The following is a 20,501-nucleotide window of genomic DNA, read 5'->3' on the forward strand; positions in this document are numbered from 1 at the left end:
TCGTTGAGGAGCCGGCCAGTGGATCAGCTCTCGGCCACCGCGAGCCACGAGGCCGGCCCGCGCGACCGCCGTGCGCGGATCGCCGTCGCCGGTGCGTACTTCGTGCAAGGTTTCTGCTTCGCCGGTCTGCTCACTCAGGTTGCAAGCCTGCAGAAACGCTTCGACTTCGACGACACCCAGCTGTCGCTGGTACTCCTCGCCGTCCCCGTCGTCGCCGGCGTCGGCAGCGTCGTCGCGGGCCTGCTCACCACGCGTTTCGGCAGCTCACCGGTCCTGCGTGCCGGCGGCCCGGGCGTCGCGCTGGCCATCACCGTGACGGGCTTCGCCGCGCAACGTTGGCAGTTGTACTGCGCACTTGCGCTCGTCGGCCTCATGCTCGGACTGGTCGATGCAACCATGAACATGCAGGGCGTGGGCGTCGAGCGCCGTTACGGCCGGCCCGTCCTCAACTCGTTCCACGCCGTCTGGAGCGCGGGCGCCATCCTCGGCGCGCTCGTCACATCGGGTACCGCCCGTTTGGACTGGTCGATCGGGGCGTCGCTGGCCTCGGTCGCCGTGGTGGGCGCGATCCTGGCCCTGGTGGCCGGGCCCGGACAGCTGCGCAAGGCCGAGGAAGCCCAGGAGATCCCGGCGGCGACGGCGGCCGCGGTGGAGGCGGCCATCCCGTGGCGCCCGATCGTCCTGATCGGCGTCGCGATGATGCTCATGTTCATCGCTGACTCGGCCGTCTCCAACTGGAGTTCGGTCTTCATCGAGAAGGCTCTGCACGCGAGTACGGCGGTGGCCGCGCTCGGTTTGGCCGCGTACCAGACGACGATGCTCCTCGGCCGCACCGCCGGCGACCGTCTCGTGAGCCGCTTCAGCCCCACCGCGGTCGTCTCGGTCGGCGGCGTGGTCGGCGGCCTCGGGCTGATTCTGGTCGCCGCGTCCACGACCCCGGCCCTGAGCATCGCGGCCTTCGCGGTGGTGGGTCTCGGCCTGTCCCTGGTCGTGCCCCAGTCGTTCTCGGCCGCGGGCCGGCTGGACCCGGCCGGCACCGGGATCGCAATCGCGCGCGTCAACCTGTTCAATTATGTCGGTTTCGTGGTCGGCGCCGGTCTGATCGGTGCGGTGGCGGAAAGCCTGAACCTGCGCTGGGCCTTCGTCGTGCCGGCCCTCCTGGTCGCGGGCATCGTGATCCTGGCCCCGGCCTTCCGGACGCACGCCCCAGCGCCGGCGCCGGCGATCGCGGACGCCGCCCCCGAGGCCGCGTCCTAAGAACGCACGGACTCCCCCGAGGCCGCGTCCTAAGAACGCGCGGACTCCCCCAAGGCCGCGTCCTAACAACGCGCGGACTCCCCCGAAGCCGCATCCAGAGAACGCCCCCGTCGCCGTGCCCTAAGAACACGCGGCACCACACTCCGACGTAGCGCCCTACGCACGCGTGGCCGCCGCGACGTAAGCACGCTTGCCCGCCACCCTGAGACCGCGCCCCGTAGAACGAAGGCGCAGCTCCCGCCCGGAGGCCGCGTCCAACGAACGCGTGGCCGCCACCGCCCGAGGCCCTCCGGAGGCGCGTCCAAAGAACGACGCGCGCCCGAGGCCCCCCGGAGGCGCGTCCAAAGAACGACGCGCGCCCGAGGCCCCCCGGAGGCGCGTCCAAAGAACGACGCGCGCCCGAGGCCCCCCGGAGGTGCGTCCAAGGAACGACGCGTGCACATCGCCCCCGGAGGCACGTCCAAAGAACTATGCGTGCACGTGCACATCAGCCCCGGAGGCGCGTCCAAAGAACTACGCGTGCACATCACCCCCCTGAGGCCGGTCCTGGGAACGCGTGGTCGCCAGCCCCCGAAGAACGAGGCCTAAGAACGCGCGGCTGCCAGTGCCAGGGGGTTGAGGTAGTCGCGGTACGACGCGATTTCGCCGTTGTGGACTCGGATCACCGCGATGATCGTCTGGTGGAACGGGGCGCCCGTGGTTGTGACTCGGCCTAGAACCTCGTACTCGACGATGGTGACCTCTGGGTTTGTCGTTTCGTGCACTACGACGTTGCGGTACTGCTCGAATGTGATCGGGGGCCGCGCGGCTCGGGTCATGAATGCACGGATTTCTGCGCGACCGTGCAGGCGGGGCGGTGCTCCTTCCGGTCGGAATGGCCATTCGAGCGTTGCGTCCGCGGCCAGCAGGCCGATGAACCCCTCCACGTCCTGGCGCACGCCTACTTCTAGCACTCGATCCACTACCTGTCGTGTCGTCAGCCTCATTCAACGAGCGTAGAACGAATTAGGTGGACCGGTCAACGGTCGTAGAATGAACGGATGAGTAGCCGGGCTGAGCAGCGGCGTAACACCGAGGCGCGCATTCTTGAAGCTGCTGGGCGGATGTTTGCTGATCTCGGCTACGAACGGACGACCATTCGCGCAGTTGCTGCGGCCGCCGGGGTCGACGGTGGGTTGGTCATGCACTACTTCGGGTCCAAAGAGGCGCTGTTCGGTCGGGTGGCGAGGTTTTCGGCCGAGGAGGTGCCGTCGGGGTCGGCCGAGGAGGTGGCTGAGCAGCTGCTCGACGGGTTGGGGCGCCGGCTGGAGGACGAGCCTGTCGCGTCGCTGGCGATTCTGCGCTCGATGTTGACGCACGATGACGCTGCCGAGGACTTTCGCGCCATTGCCCTGCCTCGCCTTGATCGACTGGCCGACGCCCTGCAGGCCGATGGCGCTCTGGACGGTGATGACGCTCGTCTGCGCGCCGGGTTGATCAGTGCGATCACTCACGGGATTTTGATTGAGCGGTACCTCCTGCAGATTGCCGGTCTCGAAGCCGCCGATCCGCAAGCGGTGATTGAGCTGCTGCGTCCGTGCTTCCAGTTGCTCGCCGGGGCCGGCCCGGTGCGGCGAAACGTGCAGAGTTAGACGACTGGCGTTGCGCGAAACGCCGAACATGGCAAAGGCCCGTGGATCGCTCCACGGGCCTTGAGATGGAAGCCGGGAAACCGGAAAGCCCGGAGAACGGAGAGCCGGCAAGCCAGGGAACCGGGACGCCGGGACGCTGGAAAGGACGCCGGGACGCCGGAAATTCGGGACGCCGCGAAGCCGCTACACAGCGACACAGCGACACAGCGACACAGCGACACAGCGACGCCGCGACACAGCGAACCGGGACGCCGCGACGCCGGAAAGTCGGGACGCCAGGACGCCGGGACGCCGGGACGCCGCGACGCCGCGACGCCGGAAAGTCGGGACGCCAGGACGCCGGGACGCCGGGACGCCGGGACGCCAGGACGCCGGGACGCCAGGACGCCAGGACGCCAGGATCAGAGCACGATCACCGACCGCAGCACCTCGCCGCGTTCCATTTTGTGGAAGGCCTCCTCGACGTCGCCCAGGCCGGCCGTCTCCGTCACGAACTTGTCCAGCGGCAGGCGGCCCTGCAAGTGCAGGTCCACGAGCGTGGGGAAGTCGCGCGTGGGCAGGCAGTCGCCGTACCAGCTGGACTTGAGCGCCCCTCCCCGCCCGAACACCTCCAGGAACGGCAGCGTGAGCTGCATGTCGGGGCGCGGCACGCCCACGAGTACCACGGTGCCGGCCAGGTCGCGGGCGTAGAAGGCCTGCTCGTACACCTGCGGGAGCCCTACCGCCTCGATCACGACGTCCGCGCCGAAGCCGCCGGTCAGGGAACGGATCGCCTCGACCGGGTCGGTGTCGCGGGAGTTCACCACGTGCGTGGCGCCGAACTCGGTGGCCCAGTCGAGTTTGCGCGCGTCCACGTCCACGCCGATGATCGTCGACGCGCCGGCCAGGCGGGCGCCGGCGATGGCCGCGTTGCCCACACCGCCGCAGCCGAAGACGGCCACGGAGTCGCCTCGGGTGACGTTGCCGGTGTTGACGGCCGCGCCGATGCCGGCCATGACGCCGCAGCCGAGCAGGCCGGCGACGGTGGCGGGGGCCTGCGGGTCGACCTTCGTGCACTGGCCGGCGGCGACCAGCGTGTGCTTGAGGAACGCTCCGATGCCCAGGGCGGGCGAGAGCGGCGTACCGTCGGCCAGGGTCATCTTCTGTTTGGCGTTGTGGGTGTTGAAGCAGTACCACGGCCGGCCCCGCAGGCACGCGCGGCACTGGCCGCACACCGCTCGCCAGTTCAGGATCACGAAGTCGCCGGGCGCCACGTCGGTCACGCCGGGGCCGACGGACTCGACGACGCCGGCCGCCTCGTGCCCGAGCAGGAACGGGAAGTCGTCGCTGATCCCGCCCTCGCGGTAGTGCAGGTCGGTGTGGCAGACCCCGCACGCCTGCACCTCGACGCGCGCTTCACCCGGCCCGGGCTCGGGAACGATGATGGTTTCCAGGCTCACGGGGCGCCCCTTGCCGAGGGCGACGACACCTTGCGTCTCGATTGGCATACTTGTCGTCCTACCATGCCTTGCATGAGTGCGGACGAACTGCGGCGCGTTGCGAAAGACAGTTTCGGCTGGGAACGCCTCCGCGATGAGCAGCTGCGGGCCATGGAAGCGCTCATGGCGGGCCGCGACGCCCTCGCCGTGCTCCCGACCGGCGCCGGCAAGTCCGCCATCTACCAGGTACCGGCGCCGCTGCTGCCCGGGCCCACGATCGTCGTCTCGCCGCTGCTCGCGCTGCAGCAGGACCAGATCGCCTCGCTGACCGCGCGCAACGAGGAAGCGCTGGTGGCGGTGCGGCTGTCGTCGGCCGAGGGCAAGACCGAGCGCGCGGAGGCGCTGGAGGCACTGCGCAAGGGCGACGCCGAGTTCGTGTTCCTGACCCCCGAGCAGTTCGCCGACCCGGCCCGGATCGCGCAGATCAAGGCGCTCAAGCCGAGCCTGATCGCCGTCGACGAGGCGCACTGCGTCTCCGCGTGGGGCCACGACTTCCGCCCGGACTACCTGCAGCTCGGCCAGTTCATCCGCGAGCTCGGGCGGCCGCCGGTCGTGGCGCTTACCGCGACCGCCTCGCCGCCGGTGCGCGAGGACATCATCGACCGCCTGGGCATGCGCGACCCCGAGGTCGTGGTGACCGGCCTGGACCGCCCGAATCTGTACCTGGAGTCGGTCCACTGCCCCGACGAGGAGACGCGCTGGCGCCGCCTGGTCGCGCGGCTGCAGGAGTCGGAGCCGCCCGGCATCATCTACGCGCCGACCCGCCGGGCCACCGAGGAGGTGGCCGAGCGCCTCGGCGCCCACCAGATAAAGGCCGTCGCATACCACGGGGGCATGAGCGCCGGCGACCGCGAGCGCGCCCACGAGGCCTTCCTGGCCGACGAGGTACCGATCATGGTCGCCACCACCGCGTTCGGCATGGGCATCGACAAGCCCAACATCCGCTGGGTCAACCACGTGTCGCTCCCGGACTCGCCCGACTCCTACCTGCAGGAGATCGGCCGCGCCGGGCGCGACGGACAGCCGGCGCATGTGCTGCTGCTGCACCGTACCGAGGACACCGGTCTTCGGAAGTTCTTCACCAGCGTCTCCGTCGACCGTGACGAGGTCGCCTCGCTCGCGGCCCTGCTGCGGGCCGCGAAGGACGCCGTGACCCGCGACGAGCTGGAGGAGCGCACGGGGCTCGGCGAGCGCAAGCTCGGGCAGCTGCTGGGCCTGCTCGAGGAGGTCGGCGCCGCGCGGATGCTGCACGGGGGCAAGGTGAAGGCCCCGCGCTGGGCGCCGACCGCGGCCAAGGCCGCCGAGCTGGTGGAGGCCCAGGCCGAGCGGCAGCAGACGGTGAGCCGCTCGCGGCTGGACATGATGCGCAACTTCGCCGAGACCGAGCAGTGCCGGGGCCGGACGTTGCTGGCGTACTTCGGCGAGCACCTCGAGGGCACCTGCGGGCACTGCGACAACTGCACCGACGGCAGCGCCGCCGCCGGGCTGGCGGCGGCCGCGGACGCGCCCTTCCCGGTGCACGCCGAGGTCCGCCACGGCGAGTGGGGCAAGGGCGTGGTGCTCTCCTACGCGGGCGAGCAGATGACGGTGCTGTTCGAGCAGGTCGGGTACAAAACCCTGTCCGTTCCGGTGGTCAGGGAGCACCGGCTGTTGCGCAAGGCGTAGCGCGGTGGCGGGAACGGCGGTCAGGGAGCACCGGCTGTTGCGCAAGGCGTAGCGCGGTGGCGGGAACGGTGGTCAGGGAGCACCGGCCGTTGCGGAAGGCGCAGCCCCGGTCAGGACCCCGCCCGAGGCCGTCAGCACCGCGTCGAGGTCGTCGGCCGGGAGCGGGCGCGAGAAGTCGCGACCACGGGGCCGACGAGGGCCAGCACGGAGTACAGATAACCCGATGCCGCGGAATGACCTGCTGCGACCGCTCGGGCCGCCCGGCCGCCCCGGCCATCGAGGGGTGCAACGCGGCCGTGCCGATGAGGGTGTACGCGCAGAGGTGCAACACGGTCGAGAAGCGGTCCCCGCCCGTCCGGCCCGTCCAGGCGACGGCGGCGTAGTAGACCACGTCGCCGGTCAGGGAAGGTGAGGCGCCCGGTCAGCCCGTACTGCACCGCGGCCCCGAACAGCGTCCAGCTCCGCCCGCCGGACGGGCGGTACCGGCGCATCCCGGCGGTGACGGCGGCCGCGGCCGCGACGCCGATCAGCGTGTACAGCCCCTGGCGCGCCATGACCGGCAGGAACCCGCCCACGGCGACGGCGCCGAGCCCGAGGCCCGCGTACCAGCGCCAAGCGGCCATCGTTCTCCCGGCGGTCGGCCGCGATTTGTCCGTTATGTTTATCGGGTGGGATCGGCTGTGTTCCTATCGGCAGTCCGGTCCACCGACGTGAGGATTCGCGCGAGGGCGCGGGGGTAGGAGGCCGCGATGAAGGTGGCATTGCTCGGACCGATCGCCTGGCGCACGCCGCCACGGGCCTACGGGCCGTGGGAACAGATCGTCTCGCTGCTCGCCGAGGGGCTGGTCGCCCGCGGCGTCGACGTCACGCTCTTCGCGAGCCTCGACTCGCAGACCGCGGCCCGCCTCGACGGGGTCGTCGCGCACCCGTACAACGAGGACGGCTCCTACGACGGCCGCGTCTGGGAGGCGATCCACGTCGCCCACTGCTACGAGCGCAGCGGCGAGTTCGACCTGGTGCACAACAACCTCGACTGGCTGCCGCTGGCGATGAGCGCGTTCTGCCGCACCCGGCTGCTGACCACCGTGCACGGCTTCTGCTCGACGGCGATCCTGCCCGCGTACCAGCGGTCGCGCTCGGCGTTCGTCTCCATCTCCGACGCCGACCGCGGGCCGGGGCTGGACTACGCCGCCACGATCTACCACGGCATCGACGTGGGCCAGTTCCCCTTCCGCGCGGAGCCGGGCGCGACGCTGGTGGCCTTCGGGCGCATCCACCCCGACAAGGGCACGGCCGAGGCCGTGAAGATCGCCCGCGCGACGGGGCGCCGGCTGCTGATCTGCGGCCCGATCCATGATGAGGTGTACCACCGGCAGGAGGTGCTGCCGCACGTCGACGGCGAGCAGATCGTCTACGGCGGCAACGTCGGCCCCGCCGAACGCGCCGAGATCCTGGGCTCCGCCGCCGCCCTGCTGCACCCGATCGGGTTCGCCGAGCCGTTCGGGCTCTCGGTGGTCGAGGCGATGGCCTGCGGTACCCCGGTGGTCGCCTATCCACTCGGCTCGATGCCCGAGATCGTCGATGAGGGAGTCACCGGCTACCTCGCGACCGGCGCGGAGGAGGCCGCCGGCGTGCTCGACGACGCGCTGAAGCTGGACCGGGCCCGGGTGCGCGCCCGCGCGCTCGAGCGCTTCTCGGCCGACCGCATGGTGGACGACTATCTGGCCCTGTACCAGCGAATCGTGGGCTGAAGTCCGCAAGGGTCCCGGCGGGCGGCCGAACGTTCACAGTGTGCGGCGCCCGCGGCTTCTGACGCGGTGACGCGGACCGCTCGGCTCCGGCAGCGACGTGGCAGGCTGCCGGGGCCGATGCCTTTCCCTCGCCGGCCTTTGCCGTCTTTCTGCCTTTCTGTGATCGAAGGCTGGCGTTGCGTCACCGGCATCCTTAAGCTCTGCGGGGCGGAGGGATACTGTGGGTACTGTCGATGTCACGGAACGGCTGGACGAGGTCGAGCGGCTCATCCTGGCCTGGGACTTCCCGGCGGCCCGGGCCGAGGTCCAGCGTGTGCTCGACGAGCCCGTCCTGGCCGACGACGACCGGCTCACCGCGCGCCGGCTGCTCGCCGAGGTCCTGCGCGAGCTGGGCGAGCTCGACACCGCCTACGACCTCGCGGAGGCGGTCGCGGCCCAGGCCGAGCGGCGCCACGGTCCCGCACACCCCGCCACCGTCCACGCCGTCGCCGTGCTGGCCGCGGTGCGCCACGACCACGACGAGTGGGACGAGGCCGAGCGGCTGTACCACCGGGTGCTCGACAGCGGCGCCGACGAGGACGGGCCCGAGCCGGTCGCCCGCGCCGTGCGCCTCGCCCGGGTCAACCTGGCTCTCCTGCAGCGCGACCGTGGCGAGACCACGCTGGCCCTGGCGATGCTCAACGCCGCGTACGTGATCCACCGGCGGGAGTACGGCGCGGAGGACCTCGACACGATCCGCATCGCGGCGGAGCTGGCGGCGCTGCTGTACGCCACCGGTGACGTGCTGCAGTCGCGCCGGCTGTTCACTCTGGCCCATGCGGCGGCGCGGGCGCGGCTCGGCACGCGGCATCCGTTCACGAAGGCCGTGGAGTGGGAGCTGGCGGCGGTCGAGCCGCCCATGCCCTCGGCCCCGATCTCGCTGGCCCCTCCCTTTCCCGCTCCCCCTCCGCCGCCTCCCGCCCCCGCTCGACCCACACCCGCCCCTACTCGGCCCACTCCCGCCCCTGCTCCGCCCGCCTCTGCGCGCGTTTGGCCGCTGTTATGCCTGATAGTGGTGCTGGCGGGGGTATTCGTGGGGCTGCTGGCGTGGCATCACGAGGGTCCGCCCGACCCCTTCGCGGGCCGGTCCGCGCCGCCGTCCCCGTTCGTCGTTCAGGATCTCCAGCTGCGCGACGGCGGCCGGGAGCTGACGGTGACGTGGACGGCGCTGCCGGTGAGCGTGGTCGTGGCGCTCTCCCGCGGCGGGGACCCCGCCACCGTCCTGGCCACCGTGCCGCCCGGCACCACCGAGTACGTGGTGCGCGACGTGGACCCCGCGGCCGCCTACTGCGTGGTCCTGGGCCCGGTCGACGAGGCGGTCTCGATCACGCCCGCAACGTCAGCGTGCACGGCCGGTCGCTGACAGTTTCCGGCACAGTTTCCGTCACCGCGGTGGGCGTAACGCAAGGTTGGCCGGGTATAGTCGCGCCGATGCGGCTCACAGACCGGACCCTCAATCTGCTGCCGGAGCAAGTAGCGGCGCTGCTGCGCAAGCGGCGCGAGACGGTGAAGTTCATCATCGTCGGCGGCTTCTGCTACGTCGTCAGCCTGGTCCTCAACTACGGCCTGCGGTTGACGGTGCTCGAGCACAAGCCGGTCACCGCGCTGACGATCGCCAATGTCATCGCGACAGTGGTGTCGTACTTCATGAACCGCGAGTGGTCCTTCCGCACGCGCGGCGGCCGCCGCCGGCACCACGAGATGCTCCTGTACACCGTGGTCAACGGCATCGGCGTGGCGCTGAACTCGGCCCCGCTGTGGGTGGCGCAGTACATGTTCGGCCTGCACACCCCGAACATCAGCTCCGCGGCCGAGGAGATCTCGGACTTCATCTTCGGCATGGTCATCGGTGTCGCCCTGGCCATGGTCTTCCGGCTGTGGGCGTACCGCGTCTGGGTCTTCCCGCACGACGACGTGCGCCCGGCGCCGAACCGCTACGAGGTCCCGGCCGAGGCCGCGACCGTTCCGGCGCCGTCGGCCCCGGACGCCTGACGCACGTAATTTTCGTACCGTCACGGTTTCTCCCAGGCGCTTCCCGCCGCAGGTCACCTGGGAGTTCATCTCGCTCGTGGTCGCACGATATGTCGGGCGCTGGCGCGCCCGACATATCGGATTTTTCGCCTGACGGGGCGTAAGTCTGATATCCGGACCTTCCACCCGGCTCTGACGCCGGTCATGGCGGCGCCGGGCCGGGTCCGCCCCGGCCTTACATCACGGCGCCGAGACCGGATCGGCCTCGGCTCTCCATGACGGCGTCGGCAGCGTCCCGGCCCCGGCCCCGCCACCACGCCGCCGCGGACCAGCGCACCCGGCCCCGCCACCACGCCGCCGCGGACCAGCGCACCCGGCCCCGCCACCACGCCGATGCGGACCAGCGCACCCGGCATCCATCACGGCGCCGGGACGGGTTCCGCCTCGACCGGCTGCGCCGGGGCCGGGGCCTTGCGCCGCGTCGACAGGATCGAGCCCGCCAGGATCAGCGCGAACGCCGCCCCCGTCAGCCAGGAAACCGACTCGCCCAGGACCAGCGCGCCCAGCACCACCGCCACCGCGGGGTTGACGAACGTGATGACGGTTGCGCGTACGCCGCCGACCTCCGCGATCAGCGCGAAGAACAGCACGAACGCCAGGGCCGTGCAGATCACCGCGAGGCCGGCCGCGGCCAGGGCCGGGCCCGCGGTGATGTCGCGGGCGAGGTCCGGCAGCTTCGGCACCGAGACCGGCGCGAACATGAGGGCGCCCAGGACGAGGGAGGCGGCGGCGACGCCATAGCGCGGTACCGCCGAAAGCCAACGCTCGATGATGAGCGGGCCGGTCGCGTAGCAGACGACGACCCCTGCGAGCTCGAGCAACGGCATTGCGCCCCCGCCGCCCGCGTGGAAGCCGAGCAGCAGCGCCACGCCCGCGAAGCCGACCAGCAGGCCGCCGACCCGGCTCGCGGTGAGGCGTTCGTCGCGGTTGGTCAGGCGGGCCACGATCGCGGCGACGAGCGGGACGCCGGCGATGACGAGGCCGGTGAACGAGCTGTCGACGTGCCGCTCGGCGTCGGAGAGCAGCAGCCAGGGCAGGCCGATCTCGATGACGGTGTACACGAGCAGCGGCAGCCACGGGCGCAGCGACGCGCGGATCTCCCGGCGGGCGAGGGCGATCGGCAGCAGCAGGACGGCGCCGAGGGCGGTGCGCACGAACACGAGCTCGGCCGGCCCGATCTCGCGCACGGCGACTTTGATCAACAGGTACGGGATTCCCCACACCACGCACATGGCGCTGAAGAGGAACCAGCCACGACGACTCATGCCCCCGATTTCACGCCGGCGCGCGGGCCGCGTCTTGAACGCTGTTGCGGAATGCGGCCGGCGTGACCCCCGTCACCCGCTTGAACCAGCGCGTGAGATGGGCCTGGTCGGCGAAGCCCACGGCCCCGGCCACCTCGGCCGGCGTGCGGCCCGCGGCGAGCAGAAGGCGCGCGTGGCACACCCGCTCCAGCACGAGCCACGCGTGCGGCGGGAATCCCGTCGCTTCGCGAAAGACCCGCAACATGTGGTACGGCGAGAGCTCCACCCCCGCCGCCAGCTCCCGCAGGCTCGGCGCGCATCGCAGGTCGGCCAGCAGCCGATCGCGGATCTCGGCGACCTTGCGGCCCGCGGCCGCGTCCCCCGCGCGGATGCCGCCCGGCGCCTCCGCCAATGCCCCGTGCCGCTGGATCACCGCCTCGAACGCCCACACCAGCCGCGAGTGCGCGGCGAGCGGATCGAGCCCGGCCGTGAGCTCCTCGTGCGCGGAGCGGATGAGGTGCACGCTGCGCGGGTCGGTGACGATGGGCTCGCGGAAGCCGGCGCGCTCGGTGCGGCCGTCGAAGAGGAGGGCCTCGCTCGGGTACAACACGCGGTAGGCCCATCCCTCAGGCCGCGCGGCCATCCCGTCGTGGGGCTCGCCCGGCTCGAGGATGGCGAGGCTGCCGACGCCGGCCCGGCGCAGCGCGCCCCGGTAGTGGAACTGCTCCTCGCCGCAGGTGACGACACCGATCGCGTACGTCGCGTGCGTGTGCCGCGCGAACTGGTGCCGCCGGTAGCTGGCGGTGAGCAGATCGAGCGCGTGCCGACCGGCGTCGACCCGCGTCCACTCCGCCGACTCAGCCATGCCCGCACGATACCCCGACGGCGGTTGCCGCTACTGCGACCGAAAGGCGGCCTCACTGCCAACGCGTCCTACGGGCCGCCGCCGTGCCCGCGAGATCGCGTCCTACGGTGAGGCCGAGACCGCTGCCGCTCCGCAAGATCCCGTCTTATGTCGGGCGCGCAGCGCCCGACATATCGACAAACCAAAAACCTATCCGCGAGCCCGAGCCGTCTCCCGACGGTTGGCCTTCATGAGCGCCTCAACGAGCTCCGCCTTCGTCATCCGCGAGCGCCCCCGAATCTCCAGGCGCCGCGCGAGCTCCATCAGATGCTGCTTCGAGGCGTTGGCGTCCACGCCCTCAGCGGTGGCCCGCGGCCGGTTGCGCGCCGCGGGCCCGTGCTGGGCGGCCTGAGCGTCGCTCGGGCCCTTCTCGTCCTTGTGCTCCCAGTGGTCGCCGACCTTCTCGTACGCGTGCTTGAGCGACGAGAACGCCGTGCGATGCGCGCGCTCGCCGTCGCCGTACTGGTCGGCGGCCGAGTCGTGGGTCTTCTGCCAGGTCGCCTGCGCGTGCTTGTCCGAGCGCTGCAGGGTCGCCGGCAGATCCGACTCGCGCGGTCTACGGGGAGCCATCAGGAGATCACCAGTCCTTCATCCAGGGCATCCGCGCGTCCAGCCAGTCGTTGAGCCGCGCCACCTGGTCGACGTCGCTGTCGAGCCAGCTGACCTGGCCGGTCATCGCGAGAATGCCGAACACCACGGCGGTACCGCTGATCAGCACGCCAAGCGTGCCGAGCCCACGGCCGGCCACGTTGGGCCGCACGCCGGCGATGATGCCGCCGAACGAGAACAGCAGCCCGAGCGCGCCCACGGGAATCGCCCACGGCGCGAGCAGCCCGGTCAGCGCGGCCGCGACGCCCGCGACACCCAGGATGACGCCGAACGTGGCGAGCAGGCTCACCCGCGCGGGGGCCTGGCGGACGGGTACCGGCTCGGTCACCGGCTCCGGCTCCGGCGCCGTGACCGGCTCGCGGTCGATCGTGCGGTGCATGGCCGCCGTGTCGCTCTCGCGGTCCATGACGCCGACCGGCGGGATGGCGCCGGTGGTCGTGGTCTCGGTACGGTCGTCGACGCCGTCGCCGTCCTTGTCGTGGCGGCGCCCGAGGCGCCAGGTGCGCGTCTCGCTCGCCGGCTCGGCCCGGTCGTCGACGCCGTCGCGGTTGCGGTCGACGGTGGGTCGCTCGGCGCGGTCGTCCACGCCGTCGCCGTCCCGGTCCACGACCGGCCGCCCGGTGCGGTCGTCGAGGCCGTCGCCGTCACGGTCGGTCGCGCTGCCGCGCCCGCCGAACAGCTGCCCGATGCGTGCCACTGGTGCTCACCTCCTGCGAAGCGCCCGGGCCGGCACACCGGGGGGTTTCGGAGTGCGGTGAATCGGGCGGATGTCCAACGGCTACCCAGACATGCCGATTTCCAATCGGGGGTGAGCCCGTTTGGGGGGATTTCGCCCGGGTACCTCCGCAGCATGGACGCCATGCACCGAGGCAACACGAAGCACGGAGTGGCCCTGGACGAGCTCCTCCGGCGCGAGGACGAGATCGAGGCCCGCCAGGTGGATCCGGAGGGCGAGGGCGACCGCACCTTCGGCGCACCCGTCGGCATGACGCCCGAGGAGGTCGAGGGCAGAAGCAATCTGGGTCGGTACATCCCGATGGTCAGCCTTCCCGGCGACCGCGACACGCTCATCGCCGGGGCAACGGAGCTGAGCGCGCCCGACGAGGTACTCGACGCGCTACGGGCATTGCCACCGCGCACGCAGTTCGAGACGGTCAATCAGGTGTGGGCGGCCCTGGGCGGCCGGAACGAGGATCCGGCCCACCGGCCGTAGCCGGCCCGGGCGGTTGGGACTCCCGCGGCGGCCCAGCGGGCGGCGGCGGGGTCGGACGAACGGTCCACCAGCGCATTGGCCGAGTTCCTTCTGCGCGATGCCAGTCGATCCCCGGGGCCCGCACGCCCCGGGGATCGCGTCTGTGTGGTGCGGGTCAGTCGGCGAGGATGGCGTACAGCTTGCGACGCGTCTCGGTGAGCACTTCCAGCGCCTGCGCGCGCTGCTCGGGGGTGCCGTTGAAGCCCACCTGCCGCAGCGCGTCCATGATCCCGAACGCCGCGTCGCGGAACTCCTGCGCCTGCGAGACGTTCTCGTCGCCGTACTCCTGCCAAGGCGCGTTCTGCGCCGCCTGCTCCGCCTCGGGCCGCCCCGTGTCGGTGAGCACGAAGCGCTTGCGCCCGCCACTCTCCTCGGCGACGATCAGCCCTTCGTCCTCGAGCAGCTGCAGCGTGGGGTACACCGACCCCGGACTCGGCCGCCAGATGCCGCCGGTGCGCTGCTCGAGCTCCTGAATCATCTCGTACCCGTGCATCGGACGCTCGTGCAGCAGCGCGAGCACCGCGTTGCGCACGTTCGGCCGCCCCCCGCGGGAGCGCCCCCGTCCGCCTTGCCCATGCCCGCGGCCACCGCCCCAGCCACCGCCACGCCCGCCCTCGGGCGGGAACGGCGGGATGAAGCTGCCAAAACCGCGCTGCCAGGCCCCCGTGTCGAAAAGTCCGTGTCGCGACCTCATGTCGCTTCCCCCATTCGTCGTATCTCTTCTCTGATACGTCGACGATATATCGGAAGACTATCGCCGACAACCCCTTCCGATAGTCGTCTTCGCTGTGACGCCCGGCACGGTGGCCTTTGCCGGATATGTCGGGTCGCCGGTCGCCGTCTCGACCGCGGCGAGCCCGGTTCCCGCCGCCGACGGGGTCCAGCGGACGCGCCGGGACAGCCGCGCGGGCAGCCACGTTCAGGGCGGCCGCGTCAGGACAGCCACGTTCAGGGCGGCCGCGTCAGGACAGCCGCGTTCAGGGCCGCCGCGTCAGGACAGCCGCGTTCAGGACAGCCGCGCCGGCGGCGCGGTGCGGTCGTGCCGGGCGGCGGCGCGGTCGCGCCGCAGCAATGGCACGCGTTCCGCCACGAGGAGGCAGTCGCGAGCCCGGCACACGCCCTACCGCTCGAAACGCGCACGCGAAGTTTGTCGCTTCGACCAAGTTGGAGCGCCCGGCCGCGGTCAGTCGGTGCGCCGGAAGGTGGTTCGGTAGGCGATCGGCGACACACCCAGCGCCGCACCCATGTGCAGCCGCAGCGACGCCCCGGTCCCGAACCCGGCCGCCGCCGCCACCCGATCCACCGACCAGTCGGTGGTCTCGAGGAGCCGCCGCGCGTAGGAGACACGCTGCCCCGTCAGCCACTGCAGCGGCGAAGTCCCGACCTCCTCGCGGAAGCGCCGGCTGAATGTGCGAACGCTCATGCGCCCGTGCGCGGCCATGGCCGTCAGCGACAACGGCTCGTGCAATCGCTCAAGCGCCCATGCACGAATCTCGGCGGTGCCGGTCGAGCCGGTGCTGGGCACGGGCCGCTCGACGTACTGGGCCTGCCCGCCGTCCCGCCACGGCGGCACGATGCACAGCCGCGCCACGCGGTTCGCGACCTCGCTGCCGTGGTCGCGCCGGACCAGATGCAGGCACAGATCGACACCGGCGGCCACCCCGGCGGCGGTGAGCAGATCGCCGTCGTCGACGAACAGCACGTCGGGCCGCAGATCCACGCCCGGGAACGCGGCCCGGAACCGCGCCGCACGGTTCCAGTGCGTGGTCGCCGGCCGCCCGTCGAGCAGCCCGGCCGCCGCCAGCGCGAACGCCGCTGTACAGAACGACACGATTCGCACACCACGGGGCAGCTCCGTGAGCGCGGTGGACAGCAACGGCGGAAGCCACTGTTCGCCGGAGTCGTCCGAGCAGCCGACGAACGGCGGAATCACCACGGTCTCGGCGGTAGCCAGGAGCGCACGCCCGTGCGACACCGCGACCGTGAAGTCGGCATCCGTACGCACGAGACCGCCGCCGTCGCCGTCGTGCAGCCCGCACGTGAGCACCTCGTAGTGCGGCGCGGCGGTGCCGAAGATGCGCACGGGAATGCTCAGTTCGAACGGATACACACCATCGACGGCAAGCACGACGACACGATGCGGACGCATGGCCGGATCTTTCCATATGTTGGCAATCCGGCCACTCGAGGCCCGGCGCGCGGACCCGCAGGATCGTCTGCATGACAGCGTCATTGGAGACAACAGCGTCCGACCGCGCGCACGATCGTGCAGGTTTGTTCATGCGAGCGATCGCTCAGGACGTGTTCGGCGGGCCTGAGGTGTTGCGGGTCGTTGAGCGGCCGCGGCCCGTGGCCGGATTCGCGCAGGTGGTCGTGCGCGTTCGTGCAACCAGCGTCAACCCGACCGACTTCTGGCACCGGTCGTCCGGCGGCCTCCACGGGCGGATCGTGCCGCTCGGCTGGGACGTCTCCGGCGTCGTCGAGGCCGTCGGGCCCGGCGTCACCCTGTTCGCGCCCGGCGACGAGGTGTTCGGAATGCCGCGCCAGCCGGAGCCCGCCGGCACGTACGCCGAGTTCGTCGTCTCGCCCGCCCGCCACCTCGCGCACAAGCCCGCCGCGATCTCCCACGAGGAGGCGGCGGCGCTCCCGCTGGTGTCGCTGACCGCCTGGCAGGCCCTCGTCGACGTCGCCCGGGTCGAGCCCGGTCAGCGCGTCCTCGTCCACGCCGCCGGCGGCGGGGTCGGGCACGTCGCGGTACAAATTGCGAAGGCTCTTGGGGCGGAGGTGATCGGCACCGCGAGCGCGGCCAAGCGGGACTTCGTCCGTGACCTGGGCGCCGACCGGGTCATCGACTACGCGGAGGAGGACTTCGCCGAGGTCCTCGACGACGTCGACGTGGTGCTCGACGCGATCGGCGGCGAGTACGGCCCGCGCTCCCTGCGGACCCTGCGCCCCGGCGGCCTGCTGGTCTCGCTGGCCTCCCCGGCCGAGGCCGCGCTGACCCCGATCGCGGCCGAGCAGGGCCGCCGAGCCGTGTTCATGGTCGTCGAGGCCGACCGCGCGGGCATGGTCGCGATCGCCGACCTGGTCGAGCGTGGCCTCCTGCGCCCGCGGCTGGACACGGTGTTCCCGCTGGCGGAGGTGGCCGAGGCCCACCAGCTGGGCGAACGCGGCTCGACCACCGGCAAGATCGTGCTCACGGTGACGTGATCGGCGATAGCCGCCGAAACTCCGACTTAAGCCCCGTCAGGCGAAAAATCGTTTATGTCGTGGCGCGCCAGCGCCCGACATAAGCGCAGGTCAAAGGCGACGGTCACGCATGGGTGGCGACGCTCAGCACGTGGTCGGTCAACGACGGGTCCGCCCGCAGTTCGGCCGCCGTGTGCGTCCCCGCCACCACGCCGTCCGCGAGCAGGGCCACCCGGTCCGCGACCGCCAGGGCGTGCTCCGGCTGCTGCTCGACCAGCAGCACCGTCAGGCCTCCGCGCGCCAGCTCGGCCACCACGGCGCGGACCCGGTCGGCCAGGTCCACGGCCAGGCCCTCGCACGGCTCGTCCAGCAGGAGCACCGTCGGCTGGGTCAGCAGTGCCCGCGCGATCGCGAGCATCTGGGCCTCGCCGCCCGAGAGCTGGTCGCCGCGGTTGCGCATGCGCTCCTGCAGGCGTGGCAGCAGCTGCAGGACGCGGGCCTGGTTCCACTCGCCGCGGCGGCGGGACAGGCTCAGGTGTTCGGCGACCGTGAGGCTCGGGAAGACGCGGCGGCCCTGCGGTACCAAGGCGATGCCCGCCCGGGCCACGCGGTGCGCCGGGCGGCCCGCGAGCTCGGTGGCGTCCAGGGCGACCCGGCCGGCCCTGGGCTTGATCAGCCCGCAGATGGTGTGCACGAGCGTGGTCTTGCCGGCGCCGTTGCGGCCGAGCACGGCCAGGGCGGTGCCGGTCGGCACGGTGAGGTCGACGCCGTGCAGGACGGTGCCGCCGCCGTACCCGGAGTGGAGTCCCTGAACCGTCAGCGTCACGGTGTCACCCCCGCGTAGGCGGCCTTCACGTCCGGCGAGCGCCTGGTCTCGGCGACGGTGCCGGTGTGGACGTGGCGGCCGGAGTGCAGGACCGTGACGTGGTCCGCGAAGCCGTACACCAGGTCCAGGTGGTGCTCGACCAGCAGCACCGCGACGCTCTTGGGCAGCTCGGCGAGCAGGCCGGCCAGCAGCTCGACCTCCGGCGGGGCCAGGCCCGCGGCCGGCTCGTCGAGCAGGAGCAGCGTCGGCTCGCCGGCCAGGGCCATCGCGAGCTCGAGCTGGCGGCGCTGGCCGTGCGACAGGCTGCCCGCGCGCAGGCCTGACACGTCGGCCAGGCCCACGGCCGTCAGGTACTGCTCCGCGCCCTTGCGCAGGCGGCCCCACGGGCGCCGGGCGGCCACGAGCACGTTGTCCCGCGCGGTGAGTGTCGGCCACACGGCGGGGTGCTGGTGCGTGCGGCCGATGCCCAGGCGGGCCCGGCGGGCCGGGCCGACGCGGGTCACGTCGCGGTCGTTGAAGTGGATGCGGCCCGTCGTCGGGCGCTGGGCGCCGGCCACGAGGTTGAGCAGCGTCGACTTGCCGGCGCCGTTGGGGCCGATGAGGGCCCGGCGCTCCCCCGGGGCCAGCTGCAGCGCGATGCCGTCGAGGGCGGCCAGGTCGCCGTAGCGCCGGCCCAGGTTCTCCACTCGCAGGATCATCGGGCCGCTCCCGGCTCGGAGACCGTCTCGCCGGCCGCGACCGGGCCGCGGGGGCCGGGGGTGCGGGCCGCCGGCGGCGGGTCGGACGGCGGCGGGTCGGACGGCGCCGGGCGCGGGCGGGTCCGGAGGCGGTTGAGGAAGGACAGCGCCGCGTGGTCGCCCAGCAGGCCGTTGGGCAGCAGGTAGACGCACACGATGAACAGCAGCCCGAGCAGCAGCGGGGCGTGCCCGGCGTCGGCCACCCAGTCGCGCGTCGCGACGACCAGGCCCGCGCCGATGAGCGCGCCGACCATCGACGTCGCGCCGCCGATGACCACGGCGAGCAGGATGAGCGCGGCCACGTCGAAGCCGCCGTCGCCCGGGGAGACGTACGACTGCACCGTGAACAGCAGCGCGCCGGCCACGCCGGCCAGGGCGCCCGCGGCGACGTAGGCGACCGTGAGGTACCCGGCGACGGGGTGCCCGCTCGCGCGCATGCGGCGGGCGTCGTCGCGCGTGGCGCGCAGCAGGGCGCCGGCCGGGGAGCGCAGCACCAGCAGCACGAGGCCGACGAGGACCGCGACGACGACGAGGGTGTAGAGGTACTTCGACGCGTCGGTGTCCAGGTCGACCAGGCCCGGCACCGGGGTCACGCCGGTGAACACCGTGATCCCGTCGGTGCCGTGGGTGATCGACTTCCAGCGCCCGGCGACGGTCGAGGTCAGCTCGCCGAGGGCCAGCGTGATCATGAGGACCACGACGCCGCGGGCGTAGACCACCAGCGGGGCGGTCAGCAGGGCGAACAGCGCCCCGGTGCCGGCCGAGGCGAGCAGGTGCACGATGCCGATGGTGTGGCCGTGTTCCAGCAGGAGCGCGGTGGTGTACGCGCCCACGAGGAACGGCGCCGTCTGGCCCAGCGTGGGCAGGCCGGCGACGCCCGTGAGCAGGGCGACGCTCACCGCGAGCAGGCCGATGATGAGGATGCGCGTGAGCATCCCGGTGGCGTAGCGGTCGAGGGTCCAGGCGAACGAGACCAGCAGGGCGAGGACGCCCAGCGTCAGGAGGTACCGCAGAAATCTCATGCCGCCCGTCCCGACGGGAGCAGGCCGCGGGCCCGGGCCGCCAGCGCGAGCGCCATCGCGCCGAACAGCGCGAAGGGGGCGATGGTGGGGAAGTTCGCGACGCCGACGGTCTGGATCTCGCCGACCGCGAGGGCCGCGACCAGGGCGCCGGCGATGGAGCCCATGCCGCCCAGGACGACCACGACGAGGGAGAGCATCAGCACGAGGTCGGCGGTGCGCGGGCCGGGGCCGATGACCGGAGCGCCGAGCGCGCCCGCCAGGCCGGCGAGGGCGCCCGCGCCCGCGAGCACGCTGGTGCGCACGGTGAACGGGGAGACGCCGAGCATGGCGACCATGTCGCGGTCGTCGACCGTCGCGCGCACGAAGTGCCCGGCCCGGGTGCGGGTCACCACCAGGCCGAGCGCGGCCGCGATGAGCGCGGCGACGACGATGAGCGCCAGCCGGTACCCCGGGTAGCTGTGCCCGGCCAGGTCGACCGGCCGGTCCAGCGTCTGGGGCACGGTCACGGGCAGGTCGTCCTTGCCGAACAGCGCGGTCAGCCGATCGCCGATCACCAGCGCGACGCCGAACGTGAGCAGCGCCTGGGCGAGGTGGCCGCGGCCGGCCAGCGGGACGAGCAGCACCGAGAGCAGGGCGCCGCCGAGGCCCGCGGCCGCGGTGCCGACCAGCACCGCGAGCGCGAGTGAGCCCCAGCTGCCGTCGCTGATCTCGGCGGCGGCGTACGCACCGAACGCGAAGAGCGTGCCGTGCGCGAGGTTGAGCACGTCACCCACGCCGAAGGCGAGGGTGAGCCCGGCGGCGACGACGAAGAGCAGCAGGCCGTAGGCCACGCCGTCGACCGCCGGGATCAGATACGCGTCCAAGGA

21 protein-coding genes are annotated in these 20,501 nt (G+C 72.3%); 8 read left to right on the top strand and 13 right to left on the bottom strand.

Translation table 11 applies throughout. The features are described from left to right. Positions 1 to 18 precede the first annotated feature (18 nt). Positions 19 to 1,257, top strand: coding sequence for an MFS transporter (locus AB0B76_RS35030; protein ID WP_360383443.1), 1,239 nt, complete (start codon positions 19 to 21; stop codon positions 1,255 to 1,257). Positions 1,258 to 1,841: 584 nt separating this feature from the next. Here AB0B76_RS35030 and AB0B76_RS35035 read toward each other — a convergent pair. Further along, entirely contained in the window at positions 1,842 to 2,243 is a 402-nt protein-coding gene (locus tag AB0B76_RS35035) for a nuclear transport factor 2 family protein (RefSeq protein ID WP_360383445.1), read from the bottom strand. 54 nt (positions 2,244 to 2,297) lie between these two features. On the opposite strand from AB0B76_RS35035, the gene AB0B76_RS35040 reads away from it, so the two are divergent. Next, positions 2,298 to 2,888, top strand: coding sequence for a TetR family transcriptional regulator (locus tag AB0B76_RS35040; protein ID WP_360383448.1), 591 nt, complete (start codon positions 2,298 to 2,300; stop codon positions 2,886 to 2,888). A 401-nt stretch (positions 2,889 to 3,289) separates the two neighbouring features. Here the strand turns inward: AB0B76_RS35040 and AB0B76_RS35045 are convergent, their stop codons facing one another. Then, complete coding sequence (locus AB0B76_RS35045) at positions 3,290 to 4,375, bottom strand: S-(hydroxymethyl)mycothiol dehydrogenase (RefSeq protein WP_360383451.1); 1,086 nt, start codon at positions 4,373 to 4,375, stop codon at positions 3,290 to 3,292. Between the two features lie 24 nt (positions 4,376 to 4,399). On the opposite strand from AB0B76_RS35045, the gene AB0B76_RS35050 reads away from it, so the two are divergent. Continuing rightward, positions 4,400 to 6,031 (top strand): ATP-dependent DNA helicase RecQ, encoded by a 1,632-nt coding sequence (locus AB0B76_RS35050; RefSeq protein ID WP_360383454.1) that lies wholly within the window; start codon positions 4,400 to 4,402, stop codon positions 6,029 to 6,031. 131 nt (positions 6,032 to 6,162) lie between these two features. Here the strand turns inward: AB0B76_RS35050 and AB0B76_RS35055 are convergent, their stop codons facing one another. After that, positions 6,163 to 6,654: a hypothetical protein gene (locus AB0B76_RS35055; RefSeq protein ID WP_360383456.1), complete on the bottom strand. Its 492-nt coding sequence runs from the start codon at positions 6,652 to 6,654 to the stop codon at positions 6,163 to 6,165. 126 nt (positions 6,655 to 6,780) lie between these two features. On the opposite strand from AB0B76_RS35055, the gene AB0B76_RS35060 reads away from it, so the two are divergent. From AB0B76_RS35060 to AB0B76_RS35070, 3 genes are all read left to right on the top strand, one after another. Further along, positions 6,781 to 7,782, top strand: coding sequence for a glycosyltransferase family 4 protein (locus tag AB0B76_RS35060; RefSeq protein WP_360383458.1), 1,002 nt, complete (start codon positions 6,781 to 6,783; stop codon positions 7,780 to 7,782). A gap of 220 nt (positions 7,783 to 8,002) precedes the next feature. Continuing rightward, entirely contained in the window at positions 8,003 to 9,184 is a 1,182-nt protein-coding gene (locus AB0B76_RS35065) for a tetratricopeptide repeat protein (RefSeq protein WP_360383461.1), read from the top strand. 68 nt (positions 9,185 to 9,252) lie between these two features. After that, complete coding sequence (locus AB0B76_RS35070; protein ID WP_360383463.1) at positions 9,253 to 9,813, top strand: GtrA family protein; 561 nt, start codon at positions 9,253 to 9,255, stop codon at positions 9,811 to 9,813. A 398-nt stretch (positions 9,814 to 10,211) separates the two neighbouring features. Here the strand turns inward: AB0B76_RS35070 and AB0B76_RS35075 are convergent, their stop codons facing one another. The 4 genes from AB0B76_RS35075 to AB0B76_RS35090 form a co-directional block, all read right to left on the bottom strand. Then, a complete protein-coding gene (locus AB0B76_RS35075) occupies positions 10,212 to 11,117 on the bottom strand; it encodes an EamA family transporter (RefSeq protein ID WP_360383466.1) in 906 nt (301 codons plus the stop codon). Between the two features lie 10 nt (positions 11,118 to 11,127). Continuing rightward, the gene (locus AB0B76_RS35080) at positions 11,128 to 11,961 is read right to left on the bottom strand and encodes an AraC family transcriptional regulator (RefSeq protein ID WP_360383468.1); all 834 of its coding nucleotides are present in this window, start codon (positions 11,959 to 11,961) and stop codon (positions 11,128 to 11,130) included. 189 nt (positions 11,962 to 12,150) lie between these two features. Beyond that, the gene (locus tag AB0B76_RS35085) at positions 12,151 to 12,570 is read right to left on the bottom strand and encodes a ChaB family protein (protein ID WP_360383471.1); all 420 of its coding nucleotides are present in this window, start codon (positions 12,568 to 12,570) and stop codon (positions 12,151 to 12,153) included. A 7-nt stretch (positions 12,571 to 12,577) separates the two neighbouring features. Next, positions 12,578 to 13,306 (bottom strand): hypothetical protein, encoded by a 729-nt coding sequence (locus AB0B76_RS35090; RefSeq protein ID WP_360383474.1) that lies wholly within the window; start codon positions 13,304 to 13,306, stop codon positions 12,578 to 12,580. A gap of 162 nt (positions 13,307 to 13,468) precedes the next feature. Here AB0B76_RS35090 and AB0B76_RS35095 point away from each other — a divergent pair, with 162 nt between their 5' ends. After that, positions 13,469 to 13,822, top strand: coding sequence for a DUF2795 domain-containing protein (locus AB0B76_RS35095; RefSeq protein ID WP_360383476.1), 354 nt, complete (start codon positions 13,469 to 13,471; stop codon positions 13,820 to 13,822). A 154-nt stretch (positions 13,823 to 13,976) separates the two neighbouring features. Here AB0B76_RS35095 and AB0B76_RS35100 read toward each other — a convergent pair whose 3' ends face one another. Both AB0B76_RS35100 and AB0B76_RS35105 read right to left on the bottom strand, forming a co-directional pair. Beyond that, positions 13,977 to 14,555, bottom strand: coding sequence for a PadR family transcriptional regulator (locus tag AB0B76_RS35100; protein WP_360383479.1), 579 nt, complete (start codon positions 14,553 to 14,555; stop codon positions 13,977 to 13,979). Between the two features lie 489 nt (positions 14,556 to 15,044). Continuing rightward, complete coding sequence (locus tag AB0B76_RS35105) at positions 15,045 to 16,010, bottom strand: helix-turn-helix domain-containing protein (protein WP_360383481.1); 966 nt, start codon at positions 16,008 to 16,010, stop codon at positions 15,045 to 15,047. Between the two features lie 131 nt (positions 16,011 to 16,141). Here AB0B76_RS35105 and AB0B76_RS35110 point away from each other — a divergent pair, with 131 nt between their 5' ends. Continuing rightward, positions 16,142 to 17,071 carry an NADP-dependent oxidoreductase gene (locus AB0B76_RS35110; RefSeq protein ID WP_360383484.1) on the top strand — a complete coding sequence of 310 codons (930 nt, stop codon included), beginning with the start codon at positions 16,142 to 16,144 and terminating at the stop codon, positions 17,069 to 17,071. A 103-nt stretch (positions 17,072 to 17,174) separates the two neighbouring features. Here AB0B76_RS35110 and AB0B76_RS35115 read toward each other — a convergent pair whose 3' ends face one another. The 4 genes from AB0B76_RS35115 to AB0B76_RS35130 are packed head-to-tail and all read right to left on the bottom strand — an operon-like array spanning position 17,175 to position 20,498. Then, a complete protein-coding gene (locus tag AB0B76_RS35115; RefSeq protein ID WP_360383487.1) occupies positions 17,175 to 17,876 on the bottom strand; it encodes an ABC transporter ATP-binding protein in 702 nt (233 codons plus the stop codon). Next, entirely contained in the window at positions 17,873 to 18,574 is a 702-nt protein-coding gene (locus AB0B76_RS35120) for an ABC transporter ATP-binding protein (protein ID WP_360383490.1), read from the bottom strand. The genes AB0B76_RS35115 and AB0B76_RS35120 overlap by 4 nt, the downstream gene beginning before the upstream one ends. Then, complete coding sequence (locus tag AB0B76_RS35125) at positions 18,571 to 19,635, bottom strand: branched-chain amino acid ABC transporter permease (protein ID WP_360383493.1); 1,065 nt, start codon at positions 19,633 to 19,635, stop codon at positions 18,571 to 18,573. The genes AB0B76_RS35120 and AB0B76_RS35125 overlap by 4 nt, the downstream gene beginning before the upstream one ends. Further along, positions 19,632 to 20,498 carry a branched-chain amino acid ABC transporter permease gene (locus tag AB0B76_RS35130; protein WP_360383496.1) on the bottom strand — a complete coding sequence of 289 codons (867 nt, stop codon included), beginning with the start codon at positions 20,496 to 20,498 and terminating at the stop codon, positions 19,632 to 19,634. The genes AB0B76_RS35125 and AB0B76_RS35130 overlap by 4 nt, the downstream gene beginning before the upstream one ends. Positions 20,499 to 20,501: the final 3 nt, after the last annotated feature.

Source organism: Dactylosporangium sp. NPDC049140, assembly GCF_040648435.1.